This is a genomic window from Amaricoccus tamworthensis, from assembly GCF_049800875.1.
GTDB classification, from domain to species: domain Bacteria; phylum Pseudomonadota; class Alphaproteobacteria; order Rhodobacterales; family Rhodobacteraceae; genus Amaricoccus; species Amaricoccus tamworthensis.
On record NZ_JBNAFV010000001.1, the window covers coordinates 610,342 to 623,593 of the forward strand.

Consider the following 13,252-nt stretch of genomic DNA (forward strand, 5'->3'; position numbering starts at 1 on the left):
CGAAGACCGGGAAAGAGTATTGAGCCGAAAATCCGCTAAATTTGTCTGCTCCGAATGCGGGGCCACCCATTCGAAATGGGCTGGCCGCTGCGACAGTTGCGGCTCCTGGAACACCATAACCGAGGACACGGGCCTGACCGACGGCCCGAAGGGAAACTCCCTCGGCACCTCACGCGGCAACCGCGTTGAACTGTCGAGCCTTGATATCGAGGACACCCCCGCCCCGCGTCAGACCAGTGGCGTCGCCGAACTCGACCGCGTTCTGGGCGGCGGCCTCGTGCCCGCCTCCGCCATTCTGGTCGGTGGCGACCCCGGTATCGGCAAATCAACCCTGCTCCTCCAGGCCGCCGCGGCCTTCGCCAGCAACGGCAACAGCGCCATTTACGTCTCGGGCGAGGAAGCCGCGGCACAGATCCGCATGCGCGCCTCCCGGCTGGGACTGACGAAATCACCCCTGAAACTGGCCTCCGAGACCAATTTACGGGACATTTTGACCACATTGGACGCCGAACGGCCCGCTCTGGCCATCATCGACTCGATCCAGACCATGTGGGCCGACCACGTTGCCAGCGCACCAGGGTCAGTGTCGCAGGTCCGCGCGGCGTCCCATGAACTGGTCAGTTTTGCCAAGCGGCGCGGCGTCTCCATCATCCTGGTCGGCCACGTCACCAAGGAGGGCCAGATCGCAGGCCCCCGCGTGGTCGAACACATGGTCGACACCGTCCTCTACTTCGAGGGCGAGCGCGGGCATCAGTTCCGCATTCTGCGCGCCGTCAAAAACCGATTCGGACCGGCGGACGAAATCGGCGTGTTCGAGATGACCGGACGCGGGCTTGAGGAGGTCGCCAACCCTTCCGCCCTGTTCCTGTCCGAACGCGGCAAACCAAGCCCAGGCTCAGCCGTATTTGCGGGCGTTGAGGGCACACGGCCCGTGCTGGCGGAGATCCAGGCTCTGGTGGCGCCTACACATCTCGGCACCGCCCGGCGCTCGGTTGTTGGCTGGGACAGCGGAAGGCTTTCCATGGTGCTGGCGGTTCTTGAGGCGCGGTTTGGCATCAGTTTTGCCGACCGCGATGTTTATCTCAACGTCGCTGGTGGTTTGCGCATTTCCGAGCCTGCGGCGGACCTCGCCGTGGCCGCCGCTCTGGTGTCGGCGCGTCAGGATCACGCCCTGCCCGCCGATACGGTGTTCTTTGGGGAACTGAGCCTCTCGGGCGCGCTTCGTCCCACCGCACAGGCGGGAGCGAGGCTGCGCGAATCCGCGAAACTTGGCTTCCAGTCCGCCATCGCTCCGAAGGGCATAAAAACCACAGACGGTAACTCTCTGGACATTCACACGGTTGCGGACCTCGGCGCGTTCATGGAAAAGTGTTTCGGAAAGATTGACCGATAGGAACGGACACTTATGGAAGGCTACACTCTGGTCGACGGCATCGTACTTGTCGTTATTTTGCTGTCGGCGGTACTTGCCTGGTCACGCGGGCTGGTGCGGGAATGCCTTTCCATTGCGGGCTGGGTGATTGCGGCTGTCGTGGGCTACACTTTCGCGCCCACATTTGAGCCGCTGATCCGTGAAGTTCCCGTTCTAAAGGACCTGATTGGGACGAACTGCGAGCTTGGGATCCTCGGCGGCTTTGCCCTTGCCTTCGTCCTGGCCCTTGTAATCGTTTCCATTTTCACACCGATCATATCCGGTGCCATCCAGAACTCGGCGCTAGGGCCGGTGGATCAGGGGCTGGGCTTCCTGTTCGGTGTCCTCCGGGGATTCGTTCTCATCATCGTGGCGCTTGTGATTTACGATCAGGTCATGGGCGCGGATGGCGGCGTGGCGATGGTCGATAACAGCCGGACGCTCGACATTCTTGCCGATCTCAAGGCATCCGCGACCGAGAGCCTCCCCGAGGATGGCCCCCAGTGGATCATCAGCCAGTTTACAAACCTTACCGCGTCCTGTGCCGAATAGTTGATGTCAAACCCGTGACAATATGTTGCGGCGCAACTATACAGCCAGCAGGCACAGACAACAGGCGAATCCGATGCCCATTTGCTCGCACCCGTTCGATGATGACAAATTGCATGAGGAATGCGGTGTATTCGGTGCCATCGGCATCCAGGATGCCGCAAACTTCGTCGCACTCGGTCTTCACGCGCTCCAGCACCGCGGCCAGGAGGCGGGCGGTATCGTCAGCTACACCCAGGCCACAGGCTTCAACACCGTGCGCCGGTTCGGGTATGTGCGGGACAACTTCACCTCTGCGAAACTCATGGAAACCCTGCCCGGCGCGCTCGCCATTGGGCATGTGCGCTATTCCACATCCGGTGCGAAAGGCGCGCAGATTCGTGACGTTCAGCCCCTGTTCGCAGAGTTCGCCATGGGTGGCTGCGCGATTGCCCATAACGGCAACATCACCAACGCCCATGCCCTGCGCCAGGAACTGATTGAGCGGGGATCCATCTTCCAGTCCGGGTCGGACACGGAATGCATGATCCACCTGATGGCGCGGTCCATTCAGAAGAACATCCCCGAGCGCATGAAGGACGCCCTGCGACGCGTTGAGGGTGCGTTCTCCGTCGTGGCGATGACGCGCTCCAAGCTGATCGGCGTACGTGATCCTCTGGGCGTGCGGCCTCTAATGCTTGGCCGGATCGGCGATGGCTGGATCCTGTCGTCGGAGACCTGTGCACTCGACATCATCGGTGCGGAATTTGTGCGCGAGATTGAGCCTGGTGAAATGGTGATCTGCACTGAGTCCGGTGTTGAAAGCTCCTTCCCGTTTGATCGCCGTCCGTCGCGGTTCTGCATCTTTGAACACGTTTATTTCTCACGCCCCGACAGCATTATCGGCGGCCAGTCGGTCTATGAGACCCGCCGCCGCATCGGTATCGAACTGGCGAAGGAAGCCCCGGTGGAGGCCGATCTGGTCTGCCCCATCCCGGACAGCGGCACACCGGCCGCAATCGGCTACTCCCAGGAGAGCGGCATCCCCTTCGCCATGGGTATTGTGCGCAACCAGTATATGGGTCGAACCTTCATCGAGCCGACCGAGCAGATCCGCAACATGGGTGTGCGTCTGAAGCTCAACGTGAACCGGTCGATGATTGCGGGGAAACGGGTAATTCTGGTGGACGACTCTGTTGTGCGGGGAACCACCAGTCTAAAAATCCGCGAGATGGTTCTCGATGCCGGTGCGGCCGAGGTTCATTTCCGGATTGCCTCACCGCCCACAACCTGGCCCTGTTTCTATGGCGTGGACACCCCGGAGCGGGAGAAACTGATTGCCGCGACCATGTCCGAGGATGAGATCTGCAAATATCTTGGCGTCAATTCCCTGCGCTTTGTGAGCCTTGACGGGCTGTACCGGGCGGCGGGTGAGGAAAAAGGCCGGGATACCAGATCACCCCAGTACTGCGACGCGTGTTTCTCCGGTGACTATCCCATCCGGCCCTCGGACCGGATCTCGGCTGGGTTTGTGACCAAGGCGGCGGAATGACGACTGCAAAGACCGTTCTGATCACCGGAGCCAGCCGCGGCCTGGGCTATTCTCTGGGCGTGATGCTGGGAGCTGCAGGCTATCAGGTCATTGCCATGGCGAAGACCGTGGGCGGGCTTGAGGATCTGGCTGATGACATCGAGGCTCTGGGCGGGCCGACACCGACGCTGGTGCCCCTGTCGATCACCGATGACGGCGGGATGCAGCGGCTTTGCCTGTCGATCCACGAGCGCTGGGGTAGTCTCGATGTGGCCATCCACTGCGCCGCACACGCACCACCGCAATCACCCGCACCGCATGTCGCCGAACGGGATTTTGATCAGTCGGTCGAGATCAACCTCCGTGGCACGCAACGGCTCGTGACCATGCTGGAACCTCTGCTCAAAGCCGCCCCGGATGGCCAATTTGTGCATGTGGATGACGACCGCGCGGGACAGCCGTTTTTCGGAGCCTATGGCGCGACGAAAGCCGCCGCTGCCGCTTATATCCGCTCCTGGGCGGCCGAAAGCCGCCAGACCGGCCCGCATGTCACCGTGTTTTCCCCAGCACCGATGCCGACCGCCCTGCGCGCGCGCTTCTTCCCCGGCGAGGATACCGAAGGGCTGGCGTCCTGCCGCTCCGAGGCGGCGCGGCTTTGCGCCGCGATTGGCCTTGAGGATGTCTCCGGCGAGGCGGAATAAACTCCGCCTTTAGCCGTCCTGCGGCTCGTATCTGAACCACGGAAAGTCCGCCGTCGTGGCCCGGCCCGAGATGTCATAGGCCAGTATTCCGACAAAGGCTCCGGTAAACGAATTGCCCTCCCCGCGCCCGGCCTCATCCGAGATCAGGCTGGCGTCGAGTTCCGGGCCAAGTGGCTGCCAGTCGCCGTCACCGGTTTTGCAATGAAACTGCTGCACTGCGCCGCGCACCTCTACGGCCAAATCGACCGGGCCTTCGGGTGCCGGGATGGGTTCCTCCATCGGGAAGGTCAGGCGGCCATCGGGCCAGTCGGCGAGGCTGCTCATCACCAGAATGACCCGGCCATGGTCCGGCAAACTGGTGACCAGGGCACAGTGAAATTTATGGGCGTTGTAATAGGTCGTCAGTCCGGCGGCCTGCTGGTAGTTGGTCGGATCAAACCGCTCGACACGGGTCTCCGCACGGTAGTTGAAATGCTGCTGACGCCGGGCCACAAGGGCCTGCTCGAACTGGCTGCCCACGGATTCACGACCAATCAGACGCAATGCATTCCCGGTGAGGGTGAAAATCCGCTCAGGCTGCGGCGTGCGAAGCCACTGGAAGTCCATCGGCAGAACCGGTCCATCGAAATGGTACTCCATCGCGACATCCGGTTCAGGCTCGACATCCGTGGGTGACGGCACATCCACATCCGGGACCAGACCGCCCTGGGCCAGGCGGAGCCAGCCATCCTCGCCCCAGACACATTTCTGCAACGCGGACTCGCGCCCCAGCGGACAACGCCGCACCCCGTCGAGCGGTCTGCCGCAGAGATGGGTGTGATACACATCGCCATCCGGCGTCTCGACCATCTGACCGTGTCCGGCCCTCTGCAGTCGCGCGCCAGGCGCATCGCGGGAAGTCAGAAGAAAGGTTTCCGGGTGCAGCTCATACGGCCCGGCGATGTCACGCGACCGCGCCATGGTCACCGCATGATCGTATCCCGTGCCACCCTCCGCGACCGTCAGGTAGTAATAACCGTCCCGCCTGAACAGATGCGGCCCCTCCACCAAACCACGTTCAGACCCCGCGAAAATGTTGCGGATTTCTCCCGTCAGCTTCTGAGCCTGGTGGTCATATTCCTGAAGCAGAATGCCGTCGAAATGCGGATTCACCGCCTTCAGCGCATACGGACCGGTCAGAGGCCGCCACTGCATGTTCAACAGCCATTTCCGCCCATCATCATCGTGGAACAGCGACGGGTCGAAGCCGGATGAATTGAGGAAAATGGGGTCGGACCATGGGCCTTCGATATCCGGTGCGGTCACCAGATAATTGTGGCCGTCCTTGAAGTCCCCGCCCTGCCGTTTCACATCCGTGTAGATCAGCCAAAACTGACCATCCGCGTAACTCAGACACGGTGCCCAAATGCCGCCGGAATCCGGATTGCCACGCATGTCGAGCTGCGACGCGCGTGTAAGTGGTCGGGTCAGCAGCCTCCAGTTTACCAGGTCACGGGAGTGATGGACCTGCACCCCAGGGAACCATTCGAATGTCGAGGTGGCGATGTAGTAATCCGCACCCACACGGCAGATCGACGGGTCCGGGTTAAACCCCTTGAGGATTGGATTGCGGATCATCGCTGCGCCGCCCCTTCAGCCGTGCCGGAGGATTTTGCCCAGAGGTTAATGTTTTCCTCGTCGGCGTAGGTATCGATCTCGGCCAGTTCAGCGTCGGTAAATTCGAGGTTGTTCACCGCACCGGCGCAATCCTCGACCTGCGACGGTTTGGAGGCCCCGATCAGCGCCGTCGTGATACCGTTGTTGCGCAGCACCCAGGCAATGGCCATCTGCGCCAGGGTCTGACCCCGTTTCTCCGCGATGCCGTTCAGGGCGCGGATGTTCTCGATCGCACGCTCGTTGAGGAAGTTGGGATTGAGCGATTTGCCCTGGGTCGCGCGGCTGCCCTCCGGGACGCCATTGAGGTATTTGCCGGTCAGCATGCCCTGCGCCAGAGGCGTAAATGCGATGGAGCCTATGCCGAGTTCCCTCAACGTGTCCTTCAGCCCGTCCCGCTCGACCCAACGGTTGAGCATGTTGTAGCTCGGCTGGTGGATGAGACAGGGCGTTCCAAGCTCCTTCAGGATCGTCGCGGCCTCACGGGTTTTTTCCGAGTTATAGGAGGAGATACCCACATATCTGGCGCGGCCGGATCGCACGATGAAATCGAGCGCGCCCATGGTTTCCTCAAGCGGCGTGTCCGGATCAAACCGGTGCGAGTAGAAAATGTCGACATGGTCGAGCCCCATGCGCTTCAGGCTCTGGTCACAGGATGCGATGAGGTATTTGCGGCTGCCGAACTCGCCGTAAGGACCCGGCCACATGAGGTATCCCGCCTTCGACGAGATGACCAGTTCATCCCGGTAACCCGCGAAATCCGTTGCCAAAATCTCGCCAAAGGCTTCCTCCGCGGATCCCGGCGGCGGGCCGTAGTTATTGGCGAGATCGAAATGCGTGATGCCAAGGTCAAAGGCTTTGCGGCATATGTCGCGCTTTGTCTGGTGCGGTGTGTCATGGCCAAAATTGTGCCAGAGCCCGAGAGAAACGGCCGGCAGCTTCAGACCGCTCCGTCCGCAGCGCCGATAGACCATTGACTCATAACGATTTTCAGCAGGCGCATAGGCCATGTTCTTCCCCCGGAATGACTGTTGTTGCCCGGATCAAAACGGCCAGGGGACGGAAACACAAGCGGAAACGCCGGCGGCGGACCGATACTTTTGGGTGGTGGAAAGTACTACCCTATCAACCCGTCGTAGCGGGCCTGCGACCTCCTGCCCGCACTCGAAAAAAGCCGGCGAGGGAACGGTCGGCAGCAATGGCTCAGCCGGCATGATCCGCAATTGCATCCCGATACCAGCGGACCAGTTGGACGCGTTCCTCCGGCGCCATGAAAGTGACATTGGCCGGGGGCATGGCGTGAGTCAGGCCGGACTGAAGATAGATCTGACGGGCGGCAGTGGCGATGTCGTGGTCGTTCTCAAGCAGGATGCCTTTCGGAGGACGGTGTATACCCTCATAGAACGGCTCGCGGGCATGACACATGGAGCAGCGGCCCTTCACGATATTGGCCGCATCCTCAAAGCCCTCGGCGGAGGCGAACATGGTCTGGCGAGGCGTCATCTCCAGCGCTTCCGCGCTTTCATCCGGCTCCTGATACATGGGCGCGGTGGAGAGCCACATGACGAGGATAAAGAGGATGGCGGTGGCAAACCAGGTCCAGGTCGGGTTGCCCTTGCGGGCGTGGAGCGTGTTGAAATAGTGGCGAATTGTCACGCCCATCAGGAAAACCAAACCCGCGATCAACCAGTTATTGTCGGTGCCGAATGCCAGCGGATAATGGTTCGAAAGCATCAGGAACAGAACCGGCAGGGTCAGGTAGTTATTGTGGGTCGAGCGCAGCTTGGCGATCTTGCCGTATTTCGGATCGGGCGTGCGGCCTTCCTGAAGATCCTTCACCACGATCTCCTGATTGGGCATGATGATGAAGAACACGTTGGCGGTCATGATGGTGGCGGTGAAGGCGCCGAGATGCAGCATCGTGGCGCGGCCGGTGAAGATCTGGTTGTAGCCCCAGCCCATCACCATCAGCAGCACGAACAGAAGCAGCATCAGGACGGTCGGGCGGTCGCCAAGGCTCGACTTGCAGAGACGGTCATAGACGAGCCAGCCGATCGAGAGCGAGGCCGCGGAGATCAGGATACCCTGCCAAACGGTCAGATCGGCTTTCGCCCGGTCGATCAGGAACAGCTCAGCCCCGACCCAGTAGACGATCATCAACAGCGCCGCACCGGAAAGCCAGGTGGCATAGCTTTCCCATTTGAACCAGGTGAGGTGGTCGGGCATGCGTTCCGGGGCCACGAGGTATTTCTGGATATGGTAAAACCCGCCGCCATGAACCTGCCATTCCTCGCCATGGGCGCCGGCCGGCATGCCCTCAGCCCTGCGCAGGCCAAGATCCAGGGCGATGAAATAGAACGAAGATCCAATCCAGGCGATGGCCGTGATCACGTGGACCCACCTCACCGCAAACGCAATCCAGTCCCAGATTATTGCCAACTCGAACATTCACCACCTCCATGATAATTCTTGACCACTGATACCCCCCAAACCTATTGTTCGGAATTGCCAAATAATCCAAACAGTTTCAAACTGACCCTAAAAATCGGCCGTGTCATACTTCGAAAACATAAAGACCTTCATCCGGGTTTATGAGCTTGGCAGCATGTCCGCCGCCGCACGGGATCAGCGTATTTCACCTGCGGTCGCCTCGTCCAGAATTTCCCAGCTTGAGACACATCTCAACGTTCGGCTGTTTCAGCGGACGACACGGATGCTGCACGCCACCGAACAGGGGCAGATTTTCTATGATGGCGCGCTGCGGATCATCGAGGCGATTGAGCAGGCGGAGGCGGATGTCAACGACGTGACGATGAACCCGCGCGGCACGATATTCGTCGCAGCCCCTCTCGGGGTCGGGCGGAGGTTCATCGCTCCGGCGGTGCCCGAGTTCAAAAGCGCCTATCCGATGATTGACGTGCGCCTGCGCCTTTCGGACCGCAAGATTGACCTGTCGACGGAAGGCCTCGACCTCGCCTTCTTCCTCGGCAATCCGAAGGACTCCGCGCTTAAGATGCGCAAAATCACCGACTGCGAGCGGATTTTATGTGCGTCACCTGATTATGTTCGACGCCGGGGGCATCCGAAAACCGGCCAGGATCTGATTTCTCAAAATCACGACTGCCTGCTGCTTCGGTTTCCTGGGTCGCCGGAGTTTCAGTGGGCGCTGAAAACCGAAGAGGGCCTGCGCAAGTTTTCGGTGCAGGGTCCGTTCGAGTCCGATGACGGGGATGTCCTGACCACGTGGGCGCTCAATGGTCAGGGCATTATTCTCAAGCCGCTGTTTGAGGTGGCGGAGCATCTGCGCTCGGGCGCGCTGGTGCCGGTCGTTGAGGACAATCCCCCGGAACCGGTCCAGCTGGGCTGCCTGTTTGGTCACCGCAGGCGTCAGGACCCCAAGGCGCGGCTGTTCATCACCTTCATGGTGGACCGGATCAAACCCGCGCTTGAAGCCGCCGCGAAGACCTCAGCTGCCCCGGTAGGTTGAATACCCGAACGGCGAGAGCAGCAGCGGCACGTGGTAATGGGCCTGCTCCGACATGCCAAAACGAAGCGGGATCACATCGAGAAACCGCGGCGTTTCGGGCGCGACACCGCTGGCGTCCAGATAGGCGCCGGCATGAAAGACCAGTTCATAGGTCCCGGTCGCAAACTCGGTTTCCGGCAGGATCTGCTCATCGGTACGGCCATCGTCGTTGGTTTTGAGCGTGCGGATCAGGCGACGGTTCTCCCCCTCGATCGCAAAAAGCTGGATCTCAAGTCCCTGGGCCGGGCAGCCTTTGGCGGTATCGAGAACATGGGTGGTGAGGTATCCTGGCATCGCGCGCTCCTGACATCGGAAAAATCCATAACCGCTTGCCATCCAATCCAAACCGAATTCAAATTAAAAGTCTTTCTCGAATTTCGAGAAAGAAATTCGGATTTGTTTGCTTTATCCGTTAATGAAAATGGAGACCTCAATGAATCGATATCCCCGGGATATGCAGGGCTATGGACCGGTAACTCCCGACCCCAAATGGCCAGGCAACGCGAAAATCGCCGTTCAGTTCGTCATCAATTACGAGGAAGGCGGCGAGAACAACGTGTTGCATGGCGATGCGGCATCCGAGGCGTTTCTCTCCGAAATTGTAGGCGCCGCCGCCTGGGAGGGCCAGCGCCACTGGAATATGGAATCGATCTATGAATACGGCGCACGCGCGGGTTTCTGGCGTCTGCACCGGCTTTTCACCTCCCAAAATGTGCCCGTGACCATTTATGGCGTGGCGACCGCTCTCGCCCGCAGTCCGGCACAGGTCGCGGCGATGAAGGCCGCAAACTGGGAAATCGCCAGCCACGGTCTGAAATGGATTGAATACCGCAACCACTCCAAAGAGGACGAGGCCGCCGACATGCGGGAGGCCATCCGCCTGCATACCGAGGTCACCGGGGAACGGCCGCGGGGTTGGTACACCGGACGCTGTTCCATGAACACGGTTGATCTTGCCACGGAGGAAGGCGGTTTCGATTACGTCGCCGACAGCTACGCCGACGACCTGCCCTACTGGTACAGTGATGGGACGCGGAACCAGTTGATTGTTCCCTACACGCTCGACGCAAACGATATGCGCTTTGCCACTCCGCAGGGCTTTAACTCGGGGGATCAGTTCTTCTCCTACCTCAAGGACAGTTTCGACGCACTCCATGCAGAGGGCGAAGAAGGTCAGGCGAAGATGATGAGCATCGGCCTGCACTGCCGTCTGATTGGTCGGCCTGGACGGGTTATGGCTCTGAAAAGGTTTATCGAATACGCCAAATCCCACGGCGATGTTTGGTTTGCCACCCGCCTTGATGTCGCCAGGCACTGGGCGAAAACCCATCCATCCCCGAACAGTAAACGTCCGTCGCAGATGGAGCGGGAGGAATTCGTCAGTCTCTATGGCGGTATCTACGAGCATTCGCCATGGATTGCAGAAGGTGCCCATGATCTGGAACTGGGGCCGGCGCACGACACGGCCACGGGCCTGCATGCGGCACTGACGCGCGTGTTCCGCCGGGCCGATGCGGATCGGCGTTTTGGCGTTCTGACAGCGCATCCGGATCTGTCGGGCAAACTGGCCCAGGCAGGTCGGCTGACGGCGGAGTCCACCTCCGAACAGGCCTCGGCAGGACTGGACCGTCTGACCGATCAGGAACGCGCCGACTTCACGCGCCTAAACGATGCCTACACCTCGAAATTCGGGTTTCCGTTCATCATTGCCGTGCGTGACCACGACAAGGCGGGCATCATGCGCGCGTTTGAGGAACGACTGGAAAACGACCGGGAGGCTGAACTCGGAACCGCTTTCCGGCAGGTCGAACGTATCGCAGAGCTTCGGCTGCGTGACATGCTGCCGACATGAGCGGTTCTGACCGGCACATCACCCCGAGGCTGCTGACCGCGGAGGCTTTTGCGCCATTTGGGAACGTTCTCGAATGTGAGGGCGACCCGGACATAATCATCAACCAAGGCATGTGCGGACGCTTTCACGACCTGGCAAACCTCGATTTCGGTGGAGGACGCGCCGGGATCAGCCTCTTCAACGCAACACCCCGGGAACTGCCCTACACATTCGATCTTGTGGAGCGGCATCCGCTTGGCTCGCAGGCATTTGTTCCAATGAGCGAGCATCCATTCCTCGTTATTGTTGCGCATGATTTGGGCAATACCCCCGGAAAACCGCGTGCGTTTGTTACAAAATCAGGACAGTGCATAAATTTTCACCGAGGCACATGGCACGGAGTTTTGACTCCCCTCCATGCCCCGGGGATGTTTGCTGTGATCGACCGGATCGGCGACGGAAACAATCTGGAGGAATATCAGTTCGGAGAACCGTTCGTCGTCCAGCCGTAAGTGAATAAAGGCCGGCGTCGAACCCGGCAGCCATTCAACAAGGGGACGCAAAACAGATGACCGACCAATCAATTGGGACACCGGAGCAACTCCGGGACCCGAATTATACGCCACCGCTGTACAAGGCCATACCGCTGGGCATACAGCACGTTCTGGCGATGTTTGTGTCCAACGTAACCCCCGCGATCATCGTCGCCGGTGCCGCGGGGTTTGGGTTCGGGTCCGGCTCTCCCGACTTTCCCGAACTTCTCTATCTGATCCAGATGGCGATGCTGTTCGCCGGTGTGGCCACCCTGCTTCAGACCATCACCATCGGCCCGGTTGGCGCGGCCCTGCCCATCGTTCAGGGAACCTCGTTTGCGTTTATCCCCATCGCCATTCCGCTTGTCGCGGGCAAGGGCGTGGACGGCTTTGCCGCTCTGTTCACGGGCGTACTGATCGGCGGTCTCTTCCACGCCTTTATCGGTACGTTTGTGAAGAAGATCCGCTTCGCCCTGCCCCCGCTTGTCACCGGCCTCGTGGTCACGATGATCGGTCTGGCACTTGTGAAGGTGGGCATCGAATACGCGGCGGGTGGCGTTCCGGCCAAGGCCAGCGGGTCCGAGACCTATGGGAGCCTGCAGAGCTGGTCCATTGCCCTTGTGGTCATCATTGTCACGCTCGGCATGAAGTTCTTCACCCGTGGCATGCTCGCGGTTTCCGCGGTTCTGATCGGTATTCTGGTGGGTTACGTCTACTCCATCCTGATCGGCAAGCTCCCCGTCGAGAGCATCGTCGGAAGCTGGAACGGATCAGCCGCTTTCGCCCTGCCACAGCCATTCAAATACGGGTTTGAACTGTCGTTTGCAGCCATCATCGGCTTCTGTCTCATGGCCTTCGTGTCCGCCGTGGAAACGGTCGGTGACGTCTCAGGGATCACCAAGGGCGGCGCTGGTCGGGAAGCCACTGACAAAGAAATTCAGGGCGCGACCTATGCCGACGGTTTAGGTACCGCAGTTGCCGGTATTTTCGGCAGCCTGCCCAACACCTCGTTCTCCCAGAATGTGGGGCTGATCGCTATGACCGGCGTCATGAGCCGCCATGTGGTGACCTGTGGAGCCATTTTCCTGATCGTCTGCGGCCTCGTACCGAAGGTTGGTGGCGTGATCCGCACCGTGCCCATCGAGGTTCTCGGCGGTGGCGTGATCGTCATGTTCGGCATGGTGGTTGCGGCCGGTATGTCCATGCTGTCGGACGTGGCCTGGAACGCACGCAACATGGTGATCTTCGCGATTTCCATTTCGCTGGGTCTGGGCTTCCAGCTGGAAGCGATGAACCTGGCTCCCGGCTCCGCCAACGCGCTTCAGCACCTGCCGGACACACTGCGCATTCTGGCCGCTTCCGGCATCCTGCCCGCAGCCGCGATTGCCATTGTGCTGAACGTGGTCCTGCCAACGCCACTGTCGGATGAGGCTACCGAGGAAATGTCAGGCGGTCTTTCGGGCCACAAGGTACCAGGCCGCAACTGATCTCAAACCTGGCAGGGTCCGGATTCAGTCCGGGCCCCGCCTAAAACTGCG

At 60.4% G+C, this 13,252-nt stretch carries 12 protein-coding genes; 8 read left to right on the forward strand and 4 right to left on the reverse strand.

The genetic code is table 11. The features are described from left to right. Positions 1–19: 19 nt before the first annotated feature. The 4 genes from radA to ACP15P_RS02930 all read left to right on the forward strand — a co-directional run bounded on the left by radA (position 20) and on the right by ACP15P_RS02930 (position 4,171). A complete protein-coding gene (gene radA, locus ACP15P_RS02915) occupies positions 20–1,393 on the forward strand; it encodes a DNA repair protein RadA (protein WP_424926991.1) in 1,374 nt (457 codons plus the stop codon). A 12-nt stretch (positions 1,394–1,405) separates the two neighbouring features. Next, the gene (locus ACP15P_RS02920; protein ID WP_424926992.1) at positions 1,406–1,963 is read left to right on the forward strand and encodes a CvpA family protein; all 558 of its coding nucleotides are present in this window, start codon (positions 1,406–1,408) and stop codon (positions 1,961–1,963) included. A gap of 73 nt (positions 1,964–2,036) precedes the next feature. Beyond that, positions 2,037–3,491 carry an amidophosphoribosyltransferase gene (gene purF, locus ACP15P_RS02925; RefSeq protein ID WP_424926993.1) on the forward strand — a complete coding sequence of 485 codons (1,455 nt, stop codon included), beginning with the start codon at positions 2,037–2,039 and terminating at the stop codon, positions 3,489–3,491. Then, on the forward strand, positions 3,488–4,171 hold the full coding sequence (locus ACP15P_RS02930) for an SDR family NAD(P)-dependent oxidoreductase (protein ID WP_424926994.1): 684 nt from the start codon (positions 3,488–3,490) through the stop codon (positions 4,169–4,171). The genes purF and ACP15P_RS02930 overlap by 4 nt, the downstream gene beginning before the upstream one ends. Before the next feature lie 9 nt (positions 4,172–4,180). Here the strand turns inward: ACP15P_RS02930 and ACP15P_RS02935 are convergent, their stop codons facing one another. From ACP15P_RS02935 to ACP15P_RS02945, 3 genes are all read right to left on the reverse strand, one after another. After that, positions 4,181–5,788, reverse strand: coding sequence for a glycoside hydrolase family 43 protein (locus tag ACP15P_RS02935; protein ID WP_424926995.1), 1,608 nt, complete (start codon positions 5,786–5,788; stop codon positions 4,181–4,183). Next, entirely contained in the window at positions 5,785–6,834 is a 1,050-nt protein-coding gene (mgrA, locus tag ACP15P_RS02940; protein ID WP_424926996.1) for an L-glyceraldehyde 3-phosphate reductase, read from the reverse strand. The genes ACP15P_RS02935 and mgrA overlap by 4 nt, the downstream gene beginning before the upstream one ends. A 193-nt stretch (positions 6,835–7,027) precedes the next feature. After that, positions 7,028–8,272 (reverse strand): urate hydroxylase PuuD, encoded by a 1,245-nt coding sequence (locus tag ACP15P_RS02945; RefSeq protein ID WP_424926997.1) that lies wholly within the window; start codon positions 8,270–8,272, stop codon positions 7,028–7,030. Between the two features lie 103 nt (positions 8,273–8,375). On the opposite strand from ACP15P_RS02945, the gene ACP15P_RS02950 reads away from it, so the two are divergent. Beyond that, positions 8,376–9,311 (forward strand): LysR family transcriptional regulator, encoded by a 936-nt coding sequence (locus ACP15P_RS02950; protein WP_424926998.1) that lies wholly within the window; start codon positions 8,376–8,378, stop codon positions 9,309–9,311. Here ACP15P_RS02950 and uraH read toward each other — a convergent pair. Beyond that, positions 9,291–9,644, reverse strand: a complete 354-nt coding sequence (gene uraH / locus ACP15P_RS02955; RefSeq protein ID WP_424926999.1) for a hydroxyisourate hydrolase — start codon at positions 9,642–9,644, stop codon at positions 9,291–9,293. The genes ACP15P_RS02950 and uraH overlap by 21 nt on opposite strands. 139 nt (positions 9,645–9,783) lie before the next feature. On the opposite strand from uraH, the gene puuE reads away from it, so the two are divergent. The 3 genes from puuE to ACP15P_RS02970 are packed head-to-tail and all read left to right on the forward strand — an operon-like array spanning position 9,784 to position 13,201. Further along, positions 9,784–11,202, forward strand: coding sequence for an allantoinase PuuE (puuE, locus tag ACP15P_RS02960; RefSeq protein WP_424927000.1), 1,419 nt, complete (start codon positions 9,784–9,786; stop codon positions 11,200–11,202). Beyond that, on the forward strand, positions 11,199–11,693 hold the full coding sequence (locus tag ACP15P_RS02965) for an ureidoglycolate lyase (RefSeq protein ID WP_424927001.1): 495 nt from the start codon (positions 11,199–11,201) through the stop codon (positions 11,691–11,693). The genes puuE and ACP15P_RS02965 overlap by 4 nt, the downstream gene beginning before the upstream one ends. A gap of 56 nt (positions 11,694–11,749) precedes the next feature. Then, positions 11,750–13,201, forward strand: a complete 1,452-nt coding sequence (locus ACP15P_RS02970) for a uracil-xanthine permease family protein (RefSeq protein ID WP_424927002.1) — start codon at positions 11,750–11,752, stop codon at positions 13,199–13,201. Positions 13,202–13,252: the final 51 nt, after the last annotated feature.